This is a genomic window from Nocardioides psychrotolerans, assembly GCF_943371775.1.
Taxonomy (GTDB): Bacteria; Actinomycetota; Actinomycetes; order Propionibacteriales; family Nocardioidaceae; genus Nocardioides; species Nocardioides psychrotolerans_A.
This window is the reverse complement of record NZ_CALRWD010000061.1, coordinates 1-18613: the sequence shown is the minus strand read 5'-3', so window position 1 is coordinate 18613 and position 18613 is coordinate 1. Positions and strand designations below refer to the sequence as shown.

21 protein-coding genes and 1 tRNA gene are annotated in these 18613 nt (G+C 72.2%); 13 read left to right on the top strand and 9 right to left on the bottom strand.

Annotated features, from left to right (window positions below; genetic code table 11):
* The first annotated feature begins 30 nt into the window (after positions 1–30).
* The 3 genes from AAG827_RS16105 to AAG827_RS16095 all read left to right on the top strand — a co-directional run bounded on the left by AAG827_RS16105 (position 31) and on the right by AAG827_RS16095 (position 1752).
* Positions 31–837 (top strand): SGNH/GDSL hydrolase family protein, encoded by an 807-nt coding sequence (locus tag AAG827_RS16105; protein ID WP_341927178.1) that lies wholly within the window; start codon positions 31–33, stop codon positions 835–837.
* Between the two features lie 30 nt (positions 838–867).
* A tRNA-Gly gene (locus AAG827_RS16100) sits at positions 868–943 on the top strand.
* A 170-nt stretch (positions 944–1113) separates the two neighbouring features.
* Positions 1114–1752, top strand: a complete 639-nt coding sequence (locus AAG827_RS16095; RefSeq protein WP_341927177.1) for a DUF2461 domain-containing protein — start codon at positions 1114–1116, stop codon at positions 1750–1752.
* Positions 1753–2020: 268 nt separating this feature from the next.
* Here the strand turns inward: AAG827_RS16095 and AAG827_RS16090 are convergent, their stop codons facing one another.
* From AAG827_RS16090 to AAG827_RS16080, 3 genes are all read right to left on the bottom strand, one after another.
* Positions 2021–2806, bottom strand: coding sequence for a hypothetical protein (locus AAG827_RS16090; RefSeq protein WP_341927176.1), 786 nt, complete (start codon positions 2804–2806; stop codon positions 2021–2023).
* A complete protein-coding gene (locus AAG827_RS16085) occupies positions 2803–3342 on the bottom strand; it encodes a SigE family RNA polymerase sigma factor (RefSeq protein WP_341927175.1) in 540 nt (179 codons plus the stop codon). The genes AAG827_RS16090 and AAG827_RS16085 overlap by 4 nt, the downstream gene beginning before the upstream one ends.
* Before the next feature lie 113 nt (positions 3343–3455).
* Positions 3456–3908 carry a nuclear transport factor 2 family protein gene (locus AAG827_RS16080; protein WP_341927174.1) on the bottom strand — a complete coding sequence of 151 codons (453 nt, stop codon included), beginning with the start codon at positions 3906–3908 and terminating at the stop codon, positions 3456–3458.
* A gap of 157 nt (positions 3909–4065) precedes the next feature.
* Between AAG827_RS16080 and AAG827_RS16075 the strand changes: the two genes are divergently transcribed.
* Positions 4066–4356 (top strand): SHOCT domain-containing protein, encoded by a 291-nt coding sequence (locus AAG827_RS16075; protein ID WP_341927173.1) that lies wholly within the window; start codon positions 4066–4068, stop codon positions 4354–4356.
* 84 nt (positions 4357–4440) lie between these two features.
* On the top strand, positions 4441–5310 hold the full coding sequence (locus AAG827_RS16070; protein ID WP_341927172.1) for a hypothetical protein: 870 nt from the start codon (positions 4441–4443) through the stop codon (positions 5308–5310).
* A 26-nt stretch (positions 5311–5336) separates the two neighbouring features.
* Here the strand turns inward: AAG827_RS16070 and AAG827_RS16065 are convergent, their stop codons facing one another.
* On the bottom strand, positions 5337–5795 hold the full coding sequence (locus tag AAG827_RS16065) for an Rrf2 family transcriptional regulator (RefSeq protein WP_341927170.1): 459 nt from the start codon (positions 5793–5795) through the stop codon (positions 5337–5339).
* A 183-nt stretch (positions 5796–5978) separates the two neighbouring features.
* Here AAG827_RS16065 and AAG827_RS16060 point away from each other — a divergent pair, with 183 nt between their 5' ends.
* Complete coding sequence (locus AAG827_RS16060) at positions 5979–7844, top strand: acyl-CoA dehydrogenase (RefSeq protein WP_341927168.1); 1866 nt, start codon at positions 5979–5981, stop codon at positions 7842–7844.
* Positions 7845–7918: 74 nt separating this feature from the next.
* On the opposite strand, the gene AAG827_RS16055 is transcribed toward AAG827_RS16060, so the two are convergent.
* Complete coding sequence (locus AAG827_RS16055; protein WP_341927166.1) at positions 7919–9730, bottom strand: protein kinase; 1812 nt, start codon at positions 9728–9730, stop codon at positions 7919–7921.
* 25 nt (positions 9731–9755) lie between these two features.
* Positions 9756–10667 carry a LysR family transcriptional regulator ArgP gene (locus tag AAG827_RS16050; protein WP_341927165.1) on the bottom strand — a complete coding sequence of 304 codons (912 nt, stop codon included), beginning with the start codon at positions 10665–10667 and terminating at the stop codon, positions 9756–9758.
* Positions 10668–10737: 70 nt separating this feature from the next.
* Between AAG827_RS16050 and AAG827_RS16045 the strand changes: the two genes are divergently transcribed.
* Genes AAG827_RS16045 through AAG827_RS16035 form a run of 3 tightly spaced genes read left to right on the top strand, consistent with a single transcriptional unit; the run spans position 10738 to position 13121 of the window.
* On the top strand, positions 10738–11337 hold the full coding sequence (locus AAG827_RS16045; RefSeq protein WP_341927163.1) for a LysE/ArgO family amino acid transporter: 600 nt from the start codon (positions 10738–10740) through the stop codon (positions 11335–11337).
* Between the two features lie 42 nt (positions 11338–11379).
* Positions 11380–12195, top strand: coding sequence for a maleylpyruvate isomerase family mycothiol-dependent enzyme (locus AAG827_RS16040; protein WP_341927162.1), 816 nt, complete (start codon positions 11380–11382; stop codon positions 12193–12195).
* Positions 12192–13121 (top strand): oxidoreductase, encoded by a 930-nt coding sequence (locus tag AAG827_RS16035; RefSeq protein ID WP_341927161.1) that lies wholly within the window; start codon positions 12192–12194, stop codon positions 13119–13121. The genes AAG827_RS16040 and AAG827_RS16035 overlap by 4 nt, the downstream gene beginning before the upstream one ends.
* On the opposite strand, the gene AAG827_RS16030 is transcribed toward AAG827_RS16035, so the two are convergent.
* Together AAG827_RS16030 and AAG827_RS16025 are read right to left on the bottom strand one after the other, a co-directional pair.
* Positions 13118–14704: a hypothetical protein gene (locus AAG827_RS16030; protein WP_341927160.1), complete on the bottom strand. Its 1587-nt coding sequence runs from the start codon at positions 14702–14704 to the stop codon at positions 13118–13120. The genes AAG827_RS16035 and AAG827_RS16030 overlap by 4 nt on opposite strands.
* On the bottom strand, positions 14701–15495 hold the full coding sequence (locus AAG827_RS16025; RefSeq protein WP_341927158.1) for a crotonase/enoyl-CoA hydratase family protein: 795 nt from the start codon (positions 15493–15495) through the stop codon (positions 14701–14703). Before AAG827_RS16025 ends, AAG827_RS16030 begins: the two co-directional genes overlap by 4 nt.
* Before the next feature lie 83 nt (positions 15496–15578).
* On the opposite strand from AAG827_RS16025, the gene AAG827_RS16020 reads away from it, so the two are divergent.
* Positions 15579–16196: a flavin reductase family protein gene (locus tag AAG827_RS16020; RefSeq protein ID WP_341927157.1), complete on the top strand. Its 618-nt coding sequence runs from the start codon at positions 15579–15581 to the stop codon at positions 16194–16196.
* A gap of 13 nt (positions 16197–16209) precedes the next feature.
* On the opposite strand, the gene AAG827_RS16015 is transcribed toward AAG827_RS16020, so the two are convergent.
* A complete protein-coding gene (locus tag AAG827_RS16015) occupies positions 16210–17181 on the bottom strand; it encodes a superoxide dismutase (RefSeq protein ID WP_341927156.1) in 972 nt (323 codons plus the stop codon).
* Between the two features lie 156 nt (positions 17182–17337).
* On the opposite strand from AAG827_RS16015, the gene AAG827_RS16010 reads away from it, so the two are divergent.
* From AAG827_RS16010 to AAG827_RS16000, 3 genes are all read left to right on the top strand, one after another.
* Entirely contained in the window at positions 17338–17823 is a 486-nt protein-coding gene (locus AAG827_RS16010) for a DICT sensory domain-containing protein (protein ID WP_341927155.1), read from the top strand.
* Between the two features lie 43 nt (positions 17824–17866).
* Complete coding sequence (locus tag AAG827_RS16005; RefSeq protein WP_341927154.1) at positions 17867–18214, top strand: MmcQ/YjbR family DNA-binding protein; 348 nt, start codon at positions 17867–17869, stop codon at positions 18212–18214.
* A 19-nt stretch (positions 18215–18233) separates the two neighbouring features.
* The coding region (locus tag AAG827_RS16000) for a protein adenylyltransferase SelO family protein (protein WP_341927153.1) at positions 18234–18613 on the top strand (380 nt) is incomplete at its 3' end.

Genomic DNA, 18613 nt, shown 5'->3' with positions numbered 1-18613 from the left:
TCCTCAGTGTCGCCCCGGCAGGATGGGGCCATGCCGTACCACCGCTACGTCGCCCTCGGAGACTCCTTCACGGAGGGCTATGGCGACCCCGACCCGACCCGCCCCAACGGACTGCGCGGCTGGGCGGACCGGGTGGCGGAGGTGCTCGCGTCGCACGGCGACACCGTCGGCTACGCCAACCTCGCGATCCGCGGCCGCAAGCTCGACGCGATCCTGGCCGAGCAGCTCGAGCCGGCGCTGAGCCTCGAGCCCGACCTGGTGACGATCTACGCCGGCGCCAACGACATCCTGCGCCCCAAGGTCGACCTCGACGCGCTCATCGCTCGCTACGACGACGCCTTGGCCAGGCTCGCCGCGACCGGAGCCCGGCTGCTGGTGTGGACGGCCTTCGACCCGGGCGGCTCGGCGACGTACAAGATGCTGCGCGGTCGCTTCGCGCTCTACAACGAGCTGGTGCGGGAGAGCGCCGATCGGCACGGGGCCGACGTCGTCGACTTCTGGCGACTGCGGGAGTACCGCGACTGGCGGCTCTGGGACGACGACCGCATGCACATGGGCCCGGCCGGTCACCAGCGGATGGCGATCGAGGTGCTCGAGACGCTCGGCGTCGACCACGACCTGCAGCCGCTGCCGCTGCGCGAGCTGCCGGCCGTGAGCCGGCGCGAGGCGCTGCGCGAGCACGCCACGTGGGTGCGCACCTCGGCCGCACCCTGGGTGCACCGCCGGATCACCGGACGCTCCTCGGGCGACACGATCTCGCCGCGCCATCCCTCGCTCACCCGGCTGGTGCCGCCCGGGGCGCCCACCGACCTGCCGACCGACGGGCCGTCGATATAGTCTGGGCGCCGACCCGGGCGACCGGGCCGTGCGGACGTAGCTCAGTTGGTAGAGCGCGACCTTCCCAAGGTCGATGTCGCGAGTTCGAGTCTCGTCGTCCGCTCCAGCTCTCCAGCACCGGATCTTTCACCCTTTCGAGGCCGTGACCTCCGGTCTAGCCCACCGTTGGACCTGGGTCGGGTGGTCCTTTCCGCCCGGCTCACAGGACGGGGTGATGGCGGGCAGCGGCGTCACCACCGCCATCACCCCGTCGCGGCGGCCACCTAGGCTGGCCGGGTGGAGTTCACCGGTTTCCCCGTCGCAGCCTTCGACTTCTACGACGACCTCGAGGTCGACAACACCAGGTCGTTCTGGGAGGCCCACAAGGGCGTCTACGACGAGGCCGTCAAGCAGCCGATGACGGCGCTGACGGCTGCGCTGGAGCCGGAGTTCGGCACCCCGAAGATCTTCCGGCCCTACCGCGACGTCCGGTTCGCCAAGGACAAGACGCCCTACAAGACCCACCAGGGCGCATTCGTCGCGGCGGGCCAGTCGATGGGCTGGTACGTCGAGATCGCACCGCGCGGCATGCGGGTCGGGGGCGGCTTCTACGAGGCGTCCGGTCCACGCCTGGCCGCCGTGCGCGACGCGATCGCCGACGACGCGACCGGCCCGGCGCTGAAGCGGCTCCTCACCACGCTGGAGAAGGCCGGCTTCGAGGTCGGCGGCGAGCAGCTCAAGACCTCCCCCCGCGGCTGGCCCGCCGACCACCCGCGCATCGCGCTGCTGCGCCACAAGCAGCTCGTGGTCGGCAAGCCCTACGGCTTCGAGTCCTTCATCCACACCCCTGAGCTGCTCGACCACGTGCGCGCCGACTGGCGGGCCCTCAAGCCGCTGATCGCGTGGTTGGACAGGGCGTTCGCCGCGGCTGAGTGATCGCCGAGTCGGCGCGTTGTTGCAGGCGCCTGTGCTCGGCGCTCGGCGCTCGGCGCTCGGGTCGTGTGCCGCGGGCTGCGCCAGGGCGCGGTCTGGGACCCACGACTCGATGCGGGACCGGCCGGGCCACGGGCGACCATCGGGTCGTGTTCCTCAGAGCGCGTCAGGGCGCTGTCTGCGGCACACGACTGCACCCTCACCCCCGCACCCCCGCACCCCCGACCGGCCGACCGACCTGCCACCGGCCCATGGCCCTCGGCGTGGGACCTCAGTCGAACCAGGCCGGGTCGGAGCCGATCGCCTCGAGCTGCGCGAACGTGAACGGCGGCTCGTCGGCGAGGACCGGCGCGTCCTTGCCCTCGGAGGCGTTGTAGGAGACCACCCACACCTCCCAGCCAGGTGTGAATACCGAGACGCCGCGGCCGGTGACGCCGCCGTCGACGGCCGGACCCTCCTGGAGCCAGGTGAGCACGGCGGAGCCGTCAGCCCGCTCGCGGCAGCTCATGTCGGCCGACCCGGACGCACGACAGATCTCGAGCGGGGTGTCCCCCTTCACCCGGGGACGGTTGGCCCCGGCACTGGTGGCGAAGCCGTCCCAGGAGAAGTGCGCCACCGGCCCCTCCGCGCTGTCGCGGAACCCCCCGAGGTCCTCGATCTCGACCACCTCCCCGGGATAGAGCGAGCGCACGAGCTCGGGGATCTCCGCCGCCTTCATCGACAGCCGTGCGGGAGCGACCTCCCCGGGGCCGATCGACACCTCCGTGGAGGGTTCCTGCGCCGGCAGGTCACTGGCCAGGCCGTCGTCTGAGGGACCGTCGGCGAAGCCCGACTCCACCGTGCGAGCCTCGTCCAGCAGGGACGGCACGACGGCGGCGCTCACCGCGACGACGCCGACCACGGCGGCCGCGGCGAGCGAGGCGCCGATCCGAGCGCGCCGCACCCGGCGCCGCCCGCGCTCACGACCTCGCTCGACGATGCCGGCGACGTCCGGCTGGAGTCCATCGCTGCCCTGCTCCAGCAGCCGGGTGATGCGGGCGTTCTCGTGCGCACTCATGGCGTTCCTCTCGGGTTCTGCGGAGCAGCGATGTCGACGTCGACCAGCGGCCGGAGCCGCTCCAGTGACCGCATGCTGCGATTGCGCACGGCGCCGGACGACAGCCCGGTGCGCGCTGCGACCTCGTCGACGCTCAGGTCTTCGAGGTAGCGCAGCACCACCACCGCCCGGTCCACCGGCGTGAGCCTCCCGAGGGCCTCGCACAACGCCAGGCGCAGGTCGCTGGCAGCGGCCAGGTCGGGCGCGGCCGCGTCCGGGAGGGCGGCGTACGGCGTCTCGTGGTTGCTGCGGCGCCGCCGGGCGCTGAGGAAGGTGCGGGTCAGCGTGGTCTGGGCGTAGGCCGCGGGGTTGTCGATGCGGCTGACGAACGGGCGCCGCCAGCGGGCGTAGACCTTGGCCAGCGTCTCCTGGACGAGGTCCTCGGCCTGGTGCCGGTCACCGCACAGCAGCCACGCCGAGCGGTAGAGCTGAGGCGTGCGCGCGAGCGCGAACTCCTCGAACTCCTGCTCGTCGAACGTCCCGAGATCGGTCGACATGTTGCTCCTGTTCGGGTCCACCGTGGACCCTCAGCCTCTCCGACGCCGACCAACGCGTCCATGTCACGGGCGTCGCGGATCCGGCTGCAACATTGCGCCGACTCGGCATGAGGTCAGGGCTTGGTGAAGGTCGCCATCGTGCGCTCGGGCTCCCAGTAGGCCTTCATGGAGGCGACGGTCCCGTCGTCGTGGACGACGTAGACCATGATCAGCTCGGTGGTGGTGAAGCTGCCGTCGGGGAAGGTCGTGCGGATCGACCCGATGTTGGCGCAGGTGTTGCTGCCCGGGTTGGCGAAGGAGTCGGTGATGGTGAACTCAAAGGTCTCGATCGGCTCGATCGCCAGCTTCCAGAAGGCGGAGATGCCCTCGTGCCCGCGGTGGCCCTTGCCCTCGGCGTCGAACATCGACGGCCCGACGGGGTCCTCGAGCACGGCGTCGGGCGCATAGACGGTCAACCACTCGGCCAGGTCGCCCTTGGCGACGGCGGAGTAGGAGCGCTGGGACGCCGCACGAGCGGGGTGCGGGTCGTTGGGGGCGTTCCAGGTGATGGCGTCCGACGTGATCATGCGGGCATCGTAGGCCCAGATGTAGAACTTGTTCTAGAAATGTGGATCCGAAGGTCCCGACGTCCCGGGTCTCGCGCCTCTGCCGCTCGACCACGCCAGGGATCACGCTGGCAGCAGAGCCGGTGACAGATCGCCACCGGATCGGGAGGTGGGCACCATGTGGAACGACGACAACGGCAGCTGGGACGGGATGCACGACGGTGGAGCCTGGGTCGGCATGGGCCTGATGATGCTGCTCACGACCTTGCTGGTCGTCGGGCTGCTGGTGTGGATCGTGGCGATGCTGCGTGACAGCAGGCGCGAGACCACCACACCGCCTCCGGCGACGACGGGCCCGTCCCCCGCGGACGAGCACCTCGCCAGCCGCTTCGCCCGGGGCGAGATCGACGCCGCCGAGTTCGAGAGCCGCGTCGAGGTCCTGCGCCACGCCCGCCTCGACCGACGGTGAGCGTCACCTGACGTTCACCCACCCGCCGTCTGCCCCTGGCTCGCTGCTGGCCCGGTGCTGGCCTGCGGCTGTGACCGTGGCGACATGGCGAAGCGCAAGGCATTCATCCACGTCGGCCTCGACGACCGCTCCGCGGACTTCCTCGACGCCGCGCTCGAGCTGCACGGACACGCCCTCGCCGACCTCGGCGTCAGGCGGCCCGCCACCTCTGCGGAGGAGATGTTCCGCGCGGCGATCGAGATCCGGCGCGAGCACCGTGCCTGGGGCTACGACCGCGCCGAGGTCGAGGGAGCCTGGTCGCGCATCTGCCGCCGCGGCTACAAGGGCAAGGACACGCTGGTGTTCAGCCAGCCCCTGCTCGCCGACGCCACGCCGGACCAGATCGCCCTCCTGCTCGACGCCCTCGCCGGCTTCAAGATCCACGTCGTCGTGACCGTGGCCGCTCCGGACACGTGGAGCGACCCCGACCTCGACCTCGGCGCGATCCTCGACCGCTGGACGAGCGCCGTCGGCAAGCCCGAGCGGGTGCACGTGGTCGTCGTGCCGCCCGACCGCGGTCGCAAGGCCGTCTGGAAGGCGTTCGGCAGGATCGTCGGCTTCGGGACCGCGTCACTGCCCCTGGACGGTGTCGGCAAGCCCCTCGTCGAGCGCCCGCAGCGGCTCGTCTCCACCGAGCGCCAGGAGGCGCTGCGCGAGCTCGGACGGCGCTGGGAGCACCAGGTCGCGAGCCGCGAGATCGACGTGCACGGCAACCTGACCGACCTGTGCGACAACGGCTGCGCCGTCGCGGACCCCCAGGAGCTGATCCACAGCTCCGACCAGGCGCTCCACGACGCCCTGCGCGAGCTCGAGCGGCTCGCGCGCCGCAACGACACGCTCAGCACCCGGGTGGTCGAGCTCGAGCGCAAGCGCCGCAAGCTGCGCCGCCGGGAGAACGACCCGTCCGTGGCCTGAGCTGCGGCCGGATCAGTGCGGCTGGATCAGTGCGGCTGCCAGGCGTCCTCGTCGGCCGTGCGCGACGTGACGGCCTTGGGGAGCTTCTGGTCGGCCAGCTGCTGGATCGAGACCTGCTCGAAGACGTCGCGCAGCGAGCGGCGTGCGGCGATCCAGACGTGCTGGAGCACCTCCGCTGACTCGTTGTAGCTGACCGCCTCCGGGCGCAGGCCGTAGACCGAGACGAGCGGGCCGTCGACGGCGCGGATGACGTCGGCCACCGACACCTCGACGGCGGGCCGACCCATGCGCCACCCACCCGACTGGCCGCGCTGCGACATCACGATGCCGGCGCGGCGCAGGTCGGCGAGGATCGCCTGGAGGAAGCCGTGGGGGATCTCCTGGAGACGACCGAGCTCCTCGGCGCTGACCGCGCGACCGTCGACCCGCGAAGCCATCTCGATCAGCGCGCGCAAGGCGTAGTCGGACTTGGCGGAAACTCGCATGAGGCCAGTGTCTCAGATAGATCGAGTCAATCACTGGACCAAGGACCCGCTGCTGCCGATCGACCTGTGGGGTGGGAGATCCGGGTCACGCGTGCTAGCCACGGCTTGCATGCAGCAAGCACCCTGCCTATCATTATGTTACCGACGAGTAGCGTCCTTCCTCGACACAGAAACGGTGGGTCAGTGAGCCACTACAAGAGCAACCTTCGTGACATCGAGTTCAACCTCTTCGAGGTCCTGGGCCGCGACGAGATCCTCGGGTCCGGCCTCTTCGGCGAGGTCGACGGCGACACGGCCCGCGAGATCCTCGGCGAGGTCGACCGCCTGGCCCGCGAGGACCTGGCCGCGTCCTACGAGGACAGCGACCGCAACCCGCCGGTCTTCGACCCGCAGACCCACACCGCGCCCCTGCCGGAGAGCTTCAAGAAGAGCTACCAGGCATGGATGGACGCGGAGTACTGGCGCCTCCAGATCAACGAGGAGCTCGGCGGCACGCCGGCCCCCGCCACGATCAACTGGGCCATCGGCGAGCTCGTGCTGGGCTCCAACGCCCCCATCCACATGTACGCCGCCGGCGCGCCCTTCGCGGGCGTCGTCCACCGCAACGGCAACGACCGCGACAAGCGCATCGCCCAGATCATGGTCGAGCGTCAGTGGGGCTGCACCATGGTCCTGACCGAGCCCGACGCGGGCTCCGACGTCGGTGCCGGACGCGCGAAGGCCACCCCCAACGAGGACGGCTCGTGGAACATCACGGGCGTCAAGCGCTTCATCACCAGCGCGACGCACGACATGAGCGAGAACATCATGCACCTGGTGCTCGCGCGTCCCGAGGGCGTCGACGGCGTCGGCGGCCCGGGCACCAAGGGCCTCTCGCTCTTCTGGATGCCCGAGCACCACTTCGACCACGAGACCGGCGAGCTGACCGGCGAGCGCAACGGCGTCTACGTCACCAACGTCGAGCACAAGATGGGCATCAAGGTCTCCAACACCTGCGAGGTCACCTTCGGCGACCCGCAGGTCGGCGGCGGCGAGGCGGCCCAGGGCTGGCTGCTGGGCGAGGTCCACGACGGCATCGCGCAGATGTTCCAGGTCATCGAGAACGCGCGGATGATGGTCGGCACCAAGGCCATCGCGACCCTCTCGACCGGCTACCTCAACGCGCTCGACTACGCCAAGTCGCGCGTCCAGGGCGCCGACCTGACCCAGTCGGGCGACAAGACCGCGCCGCGCGTGACGATCACGCACCACCCCGACGTGCGTCGCTCGCTGATGACGCAGAAGTCCTTCTCCGAGGCCATGCGCGCCCTCGTGCTCTACACCGCCTCGTGGCAGGACACCGTCATGATCGCCGAGCACAACGGCGAGCGCGACGAGCTGGCCGAGAAGGTCAACGACCTGCTGCTCCCGATCGTCAAGGGCTACGGCTCGGAGCGCTCCTGGGTCCTGCTCGGCACCGAGTCGCTCCAGACCTACGGCGGCTCGGGCTTCCTGCAGGAGTACCCGATCGAGCAGTACGTCCGCGACGCCAAGATCGACACCCTCTACGAGGGCACCACGGCGATCCAGGGCCAGGACTTCTTCTTCCGCAAGATCGTCAAGGACCAGGGCAAGGCGCTGGGCCACCTCGCGGGCGAGATCCAGGCGTTCATCGACTCCGAGGCCGGCAACGGTCGCCTCAAGGTGGAGCGCCAGCTCCTCGCGACGGCGCTCGACGACGCCAACGCGATGGTCGCCCACATGATCAACGACCTGATGTCGGCCCAGGACGAGATCCGCAACATCTACAAGGTCGGTCTCAACACCACGCGCCTGCTGATGGCGCTGGGCGACGTGGTCTGCGGCTGGCTGCTGCTGCGTGGCGCCGAGGTGGCGCTGGGCAAGCTCGGTGGCGACGACCTGTCCGCCAAGGACAAGGCGTTCTACGAGGGCAAGGTCGCGGCGGCGCAGTTCTTCGCGCAGACCAACCTGCCCCGTCTCACCGCCGAGCGCGCCATCGCCGAGGGCATCGACCTCTCGCTGATGGACCTCGCCGAGGACGCCTTCTGATCCTGCTCCACCCGCACTGACGCACGACCCCCGCCCGGGTGACCGGTCGGGGGTCGTCGTGCGTCAGGGGCTCCTCACGCCGGGCGGCCGCGCAGGCTGCCCGGCTTGCGGTAGCGCACCGCGTCGAGCGCGGAGGTGAACGCGCGCTCCGACTCCGCCTTGACCAGCACGCTGTAGGGGCCGTCGCGGTAGAGGTGGACGCGCCGCAGCACGACGTCGCGTCGCGGGGTCTCCTTGGCCCACCGGAAGCCCCACCCGCGCCAGTCGGCCGGGCGGGCGTCGTACTCGTCCCTGAAGTTGCTCTTGGCCGCGCGGACCGAGGACCAGTGGGTGTAGGTGATCGTCGCGACGCCACCCGGTGTCGAGAGGCGGCAGTCGAGGACGGTGAGCCGCTTGGCGGTGCCGCCGTCCTCCACGCAACGCGCGGGGTCCTTGTAGACCCACGCCAGGCCGGCCACCCCGCTCGGCTCGCTGCAGGCCTCCGGACCGTCGGTGCCCGTGCCGTCCCAGCAGCGGTACGACGGCGGGGGTGGCGTCGGCGTCGGGCTGGGGGTCGGCGTCGGGCTGGGGCTCCGTGTCGGGCTGGACGAGGGGCGCGCCGACGGGGTGGAGGACGGGGTGGAGGACGGGGTCCTGCCGGGTCTGCGGGTCGGCCCCGCAGCGTCGGGCAGCGCCGCACCCTGGCCGGACCCCTCGGTGGAGGCACCACCCGGGAGCGCCTCGCCGGGGCGGACCTCGGGGCTCGCCGGCGCGGTCTCGGTGCTGAACGTGACACCCCCGACGATCGACGGGGGCACCTCGGACGCGGGCGCGGCGCCGCTCGAGGCCGTCGTGGGCTCGGCGACCTGTCGGTCGTCGTCCTGCAGGCCGAGGGCTAGGGCCGACGTGACCCCGAGGACGCCGACCACGCCCAGGACCGCGAGGGCGGCGCTGCGGCGAGCGCTGCGCCGGGTCGGCTGCGACGCCGCGCTCGGGGCGACCGTGGCGGCCGGCACCACGCCGGGCAGCACGGAGTGGCGCACCTGGGTGGCGGCCGGGAGCGCGAGCATGTCGGGAGCGGAGGCCACGACGGCCGCGAGGTCGGCGCGCATCGCCCGGGCGGAGGTGTAGCGATCCTCCGGGAGCTTGGCCAGCGCCTTGGTCAGGATCGCGTTGATCGCGCTCGAGAAGGCGTCGCTGGGAGGCAGCTGCGGCAGCGGCGCCTGGAGGTGGGCGACGGCGATCTCGACGTCGGTGCCGGCGTAGGGGGCGGTGCCGGTGAGCACCTGCCAGAGCACGCAGCCGACGGAGTAGAGGTCGCCGGGGACCCCGGCCTGCTCGGCACGGTGGCGCTCGGGGGCCATGTAGGGGAACGAGCCGACCAGGGCGCCGGTGCGCGTGACCTGCTCACCGGGCGCACTGGCGATGCCGAAGTCGCACAGGTAGGCGTGCAGTCGCTCGCCCCGATGCCGCAGCAGGATGTTGCTGGGCTTCACGTCGCGGTGGACGATCCCGACCCGGTGCGCGTCCGCCAGGCCGTCGAGGACCTGCACGACCAGGTCGACCGCCTGGCCCGGCGCGAGGCCCCCCGGCCTGCCCAGCCGCTGCAGCAGGTCGCCGTCGGGCACCAGCTGCGTCACGAGGAAGAGGCACCCGTCGAGCTCCCCGTGGTCGTGCACCTGGACGACGTGGGTGCTGTCCATCCGCGAGAGGGCGAGCGCCTCCCGCTTGAAGCGCGCGCGGTAGTCGTCGTCGCCGGCCAGCTGCGGCGCGATGATCTTGAGCGCCACCTCGCGGTCGAGGGCCCCGTCCACGGCAGCGAAGACGACCCCCATCCCGCCCCGACCCAGCTCGCGGACCAGCCGATAACGGCCGAAGTCCTCGCCGACAGCGGGCAGGCGGATCATCTGAGGAGCTCCAGGGGGTGGTGGTTCAGGGAGAGGCGGGCGGTCGGCGCAGGCCCTCGCGGGCGGCGGCACGGACGACGTCCGTGAGCGTTCCCAGGGCAAGGCTGTCCAAACGCCAGCGCTGCCAGAAGAGGCGTACGTCGACGTGGCCGCGCGTCAGCAGGCTCACCACCCGTCCCTCCGCCAGGTCCGGCAGCGCCTGCGGGTCGGGCAGCATCCCCCAGCCGAGCCCGCGGCGCACCGCCTCGCGGAAGTCGTCGGACGTCGGCACGCGGTGCACCACCGGCGGCGGCCCGCCCCGTCCGACGCGACCGGCGAGCAGGTCGTGCTGGAGGTCGTCCTTCTCGTTGAAGACCACCACCGGCATCCGCGCCCAGTCATGGCCGCGACCGACCCGCCACCGCTCGGCGAAGTCCGGCGCCGCGACCGGGCGATAGCGGAGCACGCCGAGCGGCTCGACCACGCAGCCCTGCACCGGGGTCGGCTCGGAGGTGACCGCCGCGAGCACGTCACCACGCCGCAGCAGAGCCGCCGTGTGCGCCTGGTCCTCGACATGGAGCCGCAACGTGGTGCCCGACCAGGTCGCCACGTCGCTCATCACCGGCCGAAACCACGTGGCCAACGAGTCGGCGCTCACCGCGACGGCCAGGTCGAGGGGCACGCCCCCCGAGTCGTCCCGCGAGTCACCCAGCGCGTCGCGGGCCTCGTCGTACAGCAGGCGGGTCTGGCGGGCCAGGCGCAGCAGCGTCTGCCCGGCCTCGGTCGGGCGGCAGGGCGTGGTGCGCTGGACGAGCACGCGGCCGGCGGCGGACTCGAGGGCCCGGATGCGCTGGCTGACGGCGCTCGGGGTCACGTGGAGGTGGCGCGCTGCGGCGTCGAAGGTGCCGTGCTCGACGATCGCGACGAGCGCGGCCAGCTGGTCCGGGTGTGGCTGCATGAAGCGACTCTAATGATCCCCAAGATTCTTTCGCTGGCCTTGTGCCACGACGGGCCCTAGCGTCGACGGCGTGCTCGACTCCCTCGTCTCCGGTCTGCTCACCGGCCTCACGCTGATCATCGCCATCGGCGCGCAGAACGCCTACGTCCTGCGGCAGGGGCTCCTGCGCGCCCACGTCGGCCCCGTGGTGGCGGTGTGCGCGATCTCCGACCTGGTGCTGATCGTGGCCGGGGTCAGCGGCATCGGGACGATCGTGGAGCAGGCGGGCTGGATCCTCGACGTGGTGCGGTGGCTCGGCGTCGCCTTCCTGACGTGGTACGGCGTGAGCTCGCTGCTGCGCGCCCGTCGCCCGCAGGGCCTCGAGGCCGCCCGCGCCGGCGCACCGTCGCTGCGTGCCGCCGTGACGACAGCGGTGGCGCTGACCTGGCTCAACCCGCACGTCTACCTCGACACCGTGCTGCTGCTCGGCTCGATCGCGAACGCGCAGGGGGACGGTCGCTGGTGGTTCACGGTCGGGGCGTGCACCGCGAGCATCCTGTGGTTCACCAGCCTCGGCTACGGCGCCCGGCTGGCCGAGCGGGCGCTCGCGACCCCGCGCGCCTGGCGCATCCTCGACGTGCTGATCGGCCTGACCATGCTGGGGATCGCGGTCAAGCTCGCCCTGGGCTGAGACTCCTGTGCTGACTCCCCTGCGCTGACTAGGCTGCGGCCCATGGATGACCAGCAGCTGCTCGCCGGCTACATCGACGTCTGGTGGAGCGCGATCAACGACTTCACCACCCTCCTCGAGGAGCTCGCGCCCGAGCAGTGGGACCTCCCCACCGACCTGCCCGGCTGGGACGTGCGGGCCGTCGCCGCGCACGTCGCCCACCTCGAGGCCATCCTGGCCGGCGGCCCGGAGGAGACGGCCGACGTGGGCGAGCCGCCCCACGTGACCGGCTTCCTCGGTCTCTACACCGAGATCGGCGTCGTCAACCGACGCGACGCCGCCCCTGACGCGATCATCACCGAGATCCGCCAGGCCGCCACCACCCGGCACACCCTGCTGCTCGCCGATCCGCCCACCGACGCCTCCGCCACGCCCGAGGTCGTCTTCGGTGGCGTGCCGTGGACCTGGGAGGTGCTGCTGCGCAACCGTCCGCTGGACGTGTGGATGCACGAGCAGGACGTACGCCGTGCGGTCGGTCGCCCCGGCGGCCTCGACACCGCGCCGGCCAAGCACACCGCGGACTACCTCGCCGAGAGCCTCGGCTTCGTCCTGGGCAAGAAGGTCGGCGCGGCGCCCGGGACCAGCCTGGTGCTGGAGATGGCCGGCAGCGATCCCTTCGCCTTCGTGATCAACGACGCCGGCCGCGGCGAGCGTCTCCCCGACGTCCCGGCCGACCCGACGGTCACGCTGCGGATGGACCGCGGGACCTTCGTCGTCCTCGCCGGTGGTCGTCGTCCGGCCGAGCCGGACGTCGTCGTGGTCGAGGGCGACCAGGCGCTCGGCCAGCAGGTCGTCGACGCGATGGCCACGACCCCGTGAGCTCCAGCTGGCGGTTGACCGACGTCCCCGACCAGTCCGGACGCACGATCGTGGTCACGGGCACGACCGTCGGCGGGCTAGGGCACTGCACCGCGCTCGAGCTGGCCCGTCGCGGCGCCCGCGTCGTCCTGGCCGGTCGCAGCGCGACGAAGGTCTCCGAGACCGAGTCGGCCATCCGCACCGAGGTGCCGGCCGCCTCGCTGGAGCAGCTGGTGGTCGACCTGTCGGACCTCGGGTCGGTGAGGGCCGCTGCTGCTGACGCGTCGTCGTACGGACCGATCGACGTGCTGGTCAACAACGCCGGCGTCATGGCCACCCCCCAGACCCGCACCGGCGACGGCCTCGAGCTGCAGATGGCGACCAACCACTTCGGGCCGTTCCTGCTCACCGGTCTGCTCCTGCCGCAGCTGGTGGCCAGCGGTGACGGACGCGTCGTGGCGGTGTCGTCGCAGTTCCACCGCTATGCCAAGGCCGCCCCGCTCGGTGACCCGCGCCAGGACGCCGGTCGCTACGACAAGTGGCGCACCTACGGCGCCACCAAGCTGGCCAACCTGCTCTTCACCTACGAGCTGGACCGCCGCGCGCGCGAGGCCGGCCTCCCGGTCGAGGCCCTGGCGGCGCACCCCGGCTTCGCGGGGACGCACCTGGCCGCCAACGGGCAGTACGGCCGCTCGTCGGGCGGCGTCGCCTCGATCCTCGACGCGACGATCAAGGCGGTCTCGCAGTCGGCGGCCGCCGGCGCCTGGCCGACCCTGATGGCGGCCACCGCCGACCTGCCCGGCGGCACCTACTGCGGCCCCAGCGGACCGGCCCAGCTGGCGGGCGCACCGCAGGTGGTCACGAGCAGCCGTGCGTCGCGCGATGCCGACGCGATGCGGCGACTGTGGGAGATCAGCGAGGAGACCACGGGGATCCGCTACCCCTAGGAGCTGAACTCCCGGTCGCGGACGCGGACCAGGCCGGCGAGCGTGGCGACGAAGGCGGCGCCGTCGGGGCCGAGGGTCACGGCGGAGCGGTGGTTGTTGAACATCGTCCCGATGCCGGTGCGCACGGAGAAGGCGGTGCGACCGGTGCGGGCGTCGATGGCGGTGAAGTACCACGCGTTGACGCCGAGCAGGCTGCGGCGCTTGGTGTAGGCGTAGACCAGCCCGGTGCCCAGCGACACCTTCGCCACCGACGTGGGGGCGACCTGGTCGCTGGTCCACACGACGCCGCACGCGCCGTCGACCACGTCGACGCGCGCGAGGCCGCCGGGGGTCGTGCGGCCCAGGACGGTGCGCAGGAGGCCGGTGTAGCCGTAGGTGTTCTCCACGACCACGCCGCTCGGGCCGACCGCGACCAGCGAGCCGGCGGTGGCGCTCTCGCCGTCCTCGAAGACGGTCTGCTGGCAGACCAGGTCACCGTCGTCGACGGCGTAGAACTGCACGTTCATCTTGGGGTCGGCGTTGTCGGTGATGGCGACGAGCCCGCTGGGCAGGATCGTGGGCGTGGTGCCGCTGCCGCGGCTGGGCTGGCCGTCCTTCTGCTCGGTCCCGCGGTCATAGATCGTGCGCCAGCGGACCGTCGGGCGCCCGGCCGGGTCGACGCCGAGCTTGTAGAGCGCCTCCACGGTGACGGCGTAGATCCCGCCGTCCTCGCCGGCGGTGAGCGAGCTGGTGATCTCCTCGCCGAGCTCGAGCACCTGCACCTTGCCGGTGCCGGGGTCGACGAAACCGACCCGGCCGTCCTCGCTGGCAAACCAGGTGCGCCCTCCCCAGTCGGGCATCAGCGCGACCAGGCAGTCGTCCTCGGGCACCTCGCCCGAGAGGTCGTACGACGTCTGGATGGTGAGGTCGGGATCCCCGCGCCCGTCGGCGGTGGTCACCGCGACGATCTCGCGCTCGGTGGTGGCCGTGACGGCACGGTCCTGGTCGTCGAGGAAGAAGGCCGAGGCTCCGCAGCCGTCGTCGTCGGGCCGGGCCGGCAGCTCGAGGGTGTCCTGGGCCCGCATCGTCTCGGGGTCGAGCACGTGCAGGACCGGCCCGCTGGTGTCGCCGCACAGCGCGACCAGCCGGTCCTGGGTGTCGAAGGCGAGGGTGGCGCACCCCTCGATGCCATGCCACGCGGTGTCCACCGACGGGGACTCCCCGAGCGGGCCGGGGCCGGGGTAGGAGTCGGTGGACCAGCCGTCGTTGTGCACGGTGCCGGTGCCGTTGGCGGCCAGCCGGGGGTGCTGCGGGATGCCGAGGCCGATGGGTTGCGCGGTCGCGGGACGGCCGACGTAGCGCGGGGTCGTCAGCGACCCGATGCCCGGCGGGATGGGCAGGAAGCCGTCGGGGACCAGCACCACGACGCCGACCAGGACGGCCACGCCCGCGGTCCAGCCGGCGACCACCCGCCAGGTGGGTCGCAGCCAGTCCCGCACGCGCGGGAGGGCCAACGACCCGAGCGCCAGCAGCAGGGCCAGCGGGCCGACCGCCCAGACGACCAGGGCCACCACGAGGAGGGCCAGGCTGCGCTGGAACCTCACCGCCCGCGGCGGGCGAAGGCGGGGACGGCCTTGGCGAAGGCCGCCTCGCGCGCCACCTTGGTGTTGTGCGCGAAGAGCAGGACGAGCTGCTCGGCGCGCTCGCGGGCGAACGTACGCCGGGGGCTCGACGTCCAGGTGTCGTTGAAGAGCCGCTTGGCGGCCGCCAGCTGGTCGGGGCTGCGCAGCCTGAGGCGCTCGGCCAGCTCGAACGCCGCGGAGACCGGGTCGGCGGCGAGCTCGGTGACCAGGCCCAGGTCGAGGGCCTCCTTGCCGGTGACGACCTCGGCGGTCATCGTGAGCCTCTTGGCGGTGTCGATGCCGACCAGCTCGGCCAGGGAGCGGATGCCGCTCATGTCGGGGATGATCCCCCACTTGCCCTCGAGCACCGACCACTGCGACTCGGGCGTGGCGATGCGGAAGTCGGCGGCCAGCGCGATCTGCAGCCCGCCGCCGAGGCAGTGGCCGTGCACCGCGGCGATCACCGGCACGGGGACGCGGCGCCAGGCCCAGCAGGCCTCCTGGAAGGTGTTGGTGCCGCGCCAGGGCCGAGGCACGAAGTGCGTCACGACCTTGGCGGGCTGCTTCATCACGTGCGCGAAGTCGAGACCGGCGCAGAACGCGTCGCCCTCGCCGGAGACCACCACGGCGCGCAGGGTGCGGTCCTTGCGGAGCATCTGCGCGGTCGACACCAGGTCGTCGAGGATCTGCAGGGTCAGCGCGTTGAGCTTGTCCGGCCGGTCGAGCCGGACGTGGGCGATGCCGTCCACGACGGAGCAGGTGACGTGACTCATGGGAGAAGGGTAGGGGGCGCCGAGGCCTTGCCCGGCGGAGGCCGCGTGGCCGTGACGACCACCGACCCGGCACCCTTGGTGCCATGACACGCCTGCACCTCGACCCGGACTCCGCGGACGTCAACGCCTACAAGCTGATGACCTCGCTGGTGGTCCCCCGCCCGATCGCGTGGGTGGCGAGCCGCTCCGCCGCGGGCGTGGGCAACCTGGCGCCGCACTCGTTCTTCACCGTGGTGTGCGCCGACCCGCCGATCGTGGCGTTCGCCTCGATCGGCGACAAGGACACGCTGCGCAACGTGCTCGAGACCCGCGAGTTCACCATCAGCGTCGCCACCGAGGCCCTCATGGACGAGGTCAACGCGACCGGCGCGCACTTCGACGCCGACACCGACGAGGCGGCTGCCCTCGGCATCGAGATGCGCCCCAGCACGGTCGTCGGCCCGCCCGCTGTCGCGGGCTCGCCCGGCGCGATGGAGTGCACGCTGCACTCCACCGTCGGCTTCGGGAGCTCGACGCTGGTGCTGGGCACCGTGGTGTCTTTCAGCGTCGACGAGGACGTGATGGAGGACGGCCTGCCGGCCTACGACCGGATGGGACCGGTCGCCCGGCTGGGTCGCGAGCAGTGGGGCCTGCCCTCGCCGACCGTGTCGGTGGCACGGCCGGCGAGGCCCGAGGACATCGACCCCACCGTCCGGGGCTAGGTCGAGGACGGGGTCAGCGGGCGCTGACCTGGGTGACCCAGTAGTCGGTCGTCGGCGTCGGCGGCGTGGTGAAGCGCGCGTTGGGCAGGTAGAGCCGCTTGCCCTGCTTGGCCACCGTGGTGGGCACGTCGAAGTCCGGTGAGGTGATCTCGCGGACCTTCGTGCCGCTGGTGCCGGTCTTGTCGAGCTCGACGACGGCGATCTTGTTCAGCCTGTTCTGCACGGCGTAGAGGGTGCGTCCCTGGAGCAGCAGGCCGTCACCGTTGGTGAGCAGCGTGCCACCCAGGTCGACCTCGGTGGCCTCGCCCGAGCGGGGGTCGACCCGGAAGAGCTCGCCGTTGGAGGAGTTGACCACCAGCAGGCCCTTGCCGTCGGGCGTCTCGGTGATGCCGTTGGCGTTGAGCCCGGCGGTCTGCACCCACTCGCCGGTGAGCGGGACGGTCACGACGTCCTCGGGAGCGGGCAGCTCGCCCTTCGGGCCCAGCGGCAGCGCGAAGAGGCGGGCGTTCTGGGAGTCGGTGAACCACACGGTGTCGCGGGTGAGCACGACGTCGTTGATGAAGGCGGCGCCCTCGGCGAGCTGGTAGCTCGCCAGCACCTCGCCGCTCCGGGCGTCGACCACCCGCGCGTCGCCGGCCGTCCCGCCGGAGACGAAGAGCCGCTCGCGCCGGTCGACCTTGAGCCCGACCGAGGGCGTGCCCGGTCCCTGGCTGACGACCTCGCCCTCGCCGGTGCGCAGGTCGATGGAGTAGAGGTCGCCGTCGAGCCGGGAGCCGAAGTAGGCCGTGGCCCGCTTGCCGATCGTGATGCCCTCGGGCTGGAAGCCGTCGGGCAGCTCCAGGCGCTCGGGGTACGACGGACGGTCGCCCTGGTCGGGCGGGGTCGCGGTCGCTGCCCCGGCGCCGAGCACGGCGGTGAGGGCGAGACCTGCGGCCAGCCCGGTCGTCAGCGTGGTGCGGGTGGTCCTGCGGTGCGAGGTCGTCATCGACTTCTCCTGCGGTCAGGGGCGCCGAGGAGCCGCCCCGACGCCGAGAACGGGACGCCATCGAGCGTAGGCAGGCCGGGGAAGGCGCGGCGCCGATCCGCTCAGGTCGCCGACGTCGAGGCCGATCAGGACGTCCACAACCTGGAAGGACACACCGTGCCGGATGCCACTCCGTTCGAGTCGCTGAGCCGGCACGCCGCCGTGCGCCGCTCGCGCAAGGCCGACCTGCTGTCGGTGAGCCGCAGCATCGAGCTGAGCTTCATGGGCGAGGGAGCGGCCACGGTCTACGTCTGCCTCCAGCACGTCGACTTCCTGACCGCGACGACGGTGCGCACCTATGACCGGATGGCTCGCTTCGGCACCCGGGTCCACGTCTACGGGGTGGGCGTCCGCTCGCGCACCGACCTGCGCGACCTCTTCACCCTCCACGACGTCTCGCCCCGCTCACCCCTGGCCTACGAGTGGAACGTGCTGATCCTGGGCAGCCGGGTCACGACCGCGCTCGCGGCCCGTGAGGAGGCACCCCTGCCCGGCACCAGGGGTGGTGACGCCGACCGTCGCTTCGCCTTCCTCACCACGACCGACCCGCACGACGTACGTTTTGCCGCGGCCGCCCTGTCGGCGGATGCCTTCGTCGCCTGAGGGTCGCGAGGTCCGGGTGGGCCGCTCGCTAGCCTGAGCCGCGATGAGCAGCATCCGCGACTTCCTCGACCTCGTCGAGCAGCTGCCGAGCGTGAGCAGCAGCGACCACGGCCACTACACGCGCTTCCAGGTCGCCGCGCACACCTTCGGCTACTTGTGGCCCGCGACCACGACCGTCGGGCTCAAGCAGACCCGCGCCGATCAGCTCGGGCTCGTGGCGGAGCGGCCGGAGGTCTTCGAGGTGCAGTTCACCGCGGGCGCCTTCGGGTGGGTGGTCGTGCACCTCGAGGGCGTGGAGCGCGACGAGCTGGCCGAGCTCATTTTTGAGGCCTGGCGCCTCACCGCTCCGGCGACGCTGGTCGAGGAGCGCGACGACCGGCTCCCCACCTGAGCGCCCGTAGGCTGGACGGGTGAGCCTGGCCCCCGACAGCACCGCCCTGACGCCGGCCCTCGGCGACCTCTTCGCCCGCGAGCTGCCCGAGCTCGCCGTGCCGTGGCAGGCCGAGGCGACGCCGGAGCCGACCCTGCTGGCCCTCAACGAGCCGCTGGCCGAGAGCATCGGCCTCGACCCCGCCTCGCTGCGCACGCCCGAGGGCCTCGGCCTGCTGACCGGCACCCGGGTCCCCGAGGGCGCGAGCCCGGTGGCGCAGGTCTACGCCGGCCACCAGTTCGGCGGCTACTCCCCGCGCCTCGGTGACGGGCGGGCGCTGCTCCTCGGCGAGCTCACCGACGCCGACGGCGTCCTGCGCGACCTGCACCTCAAGGGCTCCGGCCGCACCCCGCTCGCCCG

What these genes read in the sequence shown, in the direction of transcription:
- AAG827_RS16050 (WP_341927165.1), bottom strand. Translation starts at nt 10,667, where the DNA reads ATGCAGCCACACCCGGACCAGCTGGCCGCGCTCGTCGCGATCGTCGAG.
- AAG827_RS16015 (WP_341927156.1), bottom strand. Translation starts at nt 17,181, where the DNA reads ATGACGACCTCGCACCGCAGGACCACCCGCACCACGCTGACGACCGGG.
- AAG827_RS16055 (WP_341927166.1), bottom strand. Translation starts at nt 9,730, where the DNA reads ATGATCCGCCTGCCCGCTGTCGGCGAGGACTTCGGCCGTTATCGGCTG.
- AAG827_RS16105 (WP_341927178.1), top strand. Translation starts at nt 31, where the DNA reads ATGCCGTACCACCGCTACGTCGCCCTCGGAGACTCCTTCACGGAGGGC.
- AAG827_RS16065 (WP_341927170.1), bottom strand. Translation starts at nt 5,795, where the DNA reads ATGCGAGTTTCCGCCAAGTCCGACTACGCCTTGCGCGCGCTGATCGAG.
- AAG827_RS16020 (WP_341927157.1), top strand. Translation starts at nt 15,579, where the DNA reads ATGACACGCCTGCACCTCGACCCGGACTCCGCGGACGTCAACGCCTAC.
- AAG827_RS16075 (WP_341927173.1), top strand. Translation starts at nt 4,066, where the DNA reads ATGTGGAACGACGACAACGGCAGCTGGGACGGGATGCACGACGGTGGA.
- AAG827_RS16005 (WP_341927154.1), top strand. Translation starts at nt 17,867, where the DNA reads ATGAGCAGCATCCGCGACTTCCTCGACCTCGTCGAGCAGCTGCCGAGC.
- AAG827_RS16080 (WP_341927174.1), bottom strand. Translation starts at nt 3,908, where the DNA reads ATGATCACGTCGGACGCCATCACCTGGAACGCCCCCAACGACCCGCAC.
- AAG827_RS16090 (WP_341927176.1), bottom strand. Translation starts at nt 2,806, where the DNA reads ATGAGTGCGCACGAGAACGCCCGCATCACCCGGCTGCTGGAGCAGGGC.
- AAG827_RS16085 (WP_341927175.1), bottom strand. Translation starts at nt 3,342, where the DNA reads ATGTCGACCGATCTCGGGACGTTCGACGAGCAGGAGTTCGAGGAGTTC.
- AAG827_RS16025 (WP_341927158.1), bottom strand. Translation starts at nt 15,495, where the DNA reads ATGAGTCACGTCACCTGCTCCGTCGTGGACGGCATCGCCCACGTCCGG.
- AAG827_RS16040 (WP_341927162.1), top strand. Translation starts at nt 11,380, where the DNA reads ATGGATGACCAGCAGCTGCTCGCCGGCTACATCGACGTCTGGTGGAGC.
- AAG827_RS16070 (WP_341927172.1), top strand. Translation starts at nt 4,441, where the DNA reads ATGGCGAAGCGCAAGGCATTCATCCACGTCGGCCTCGACGACCGCTCC.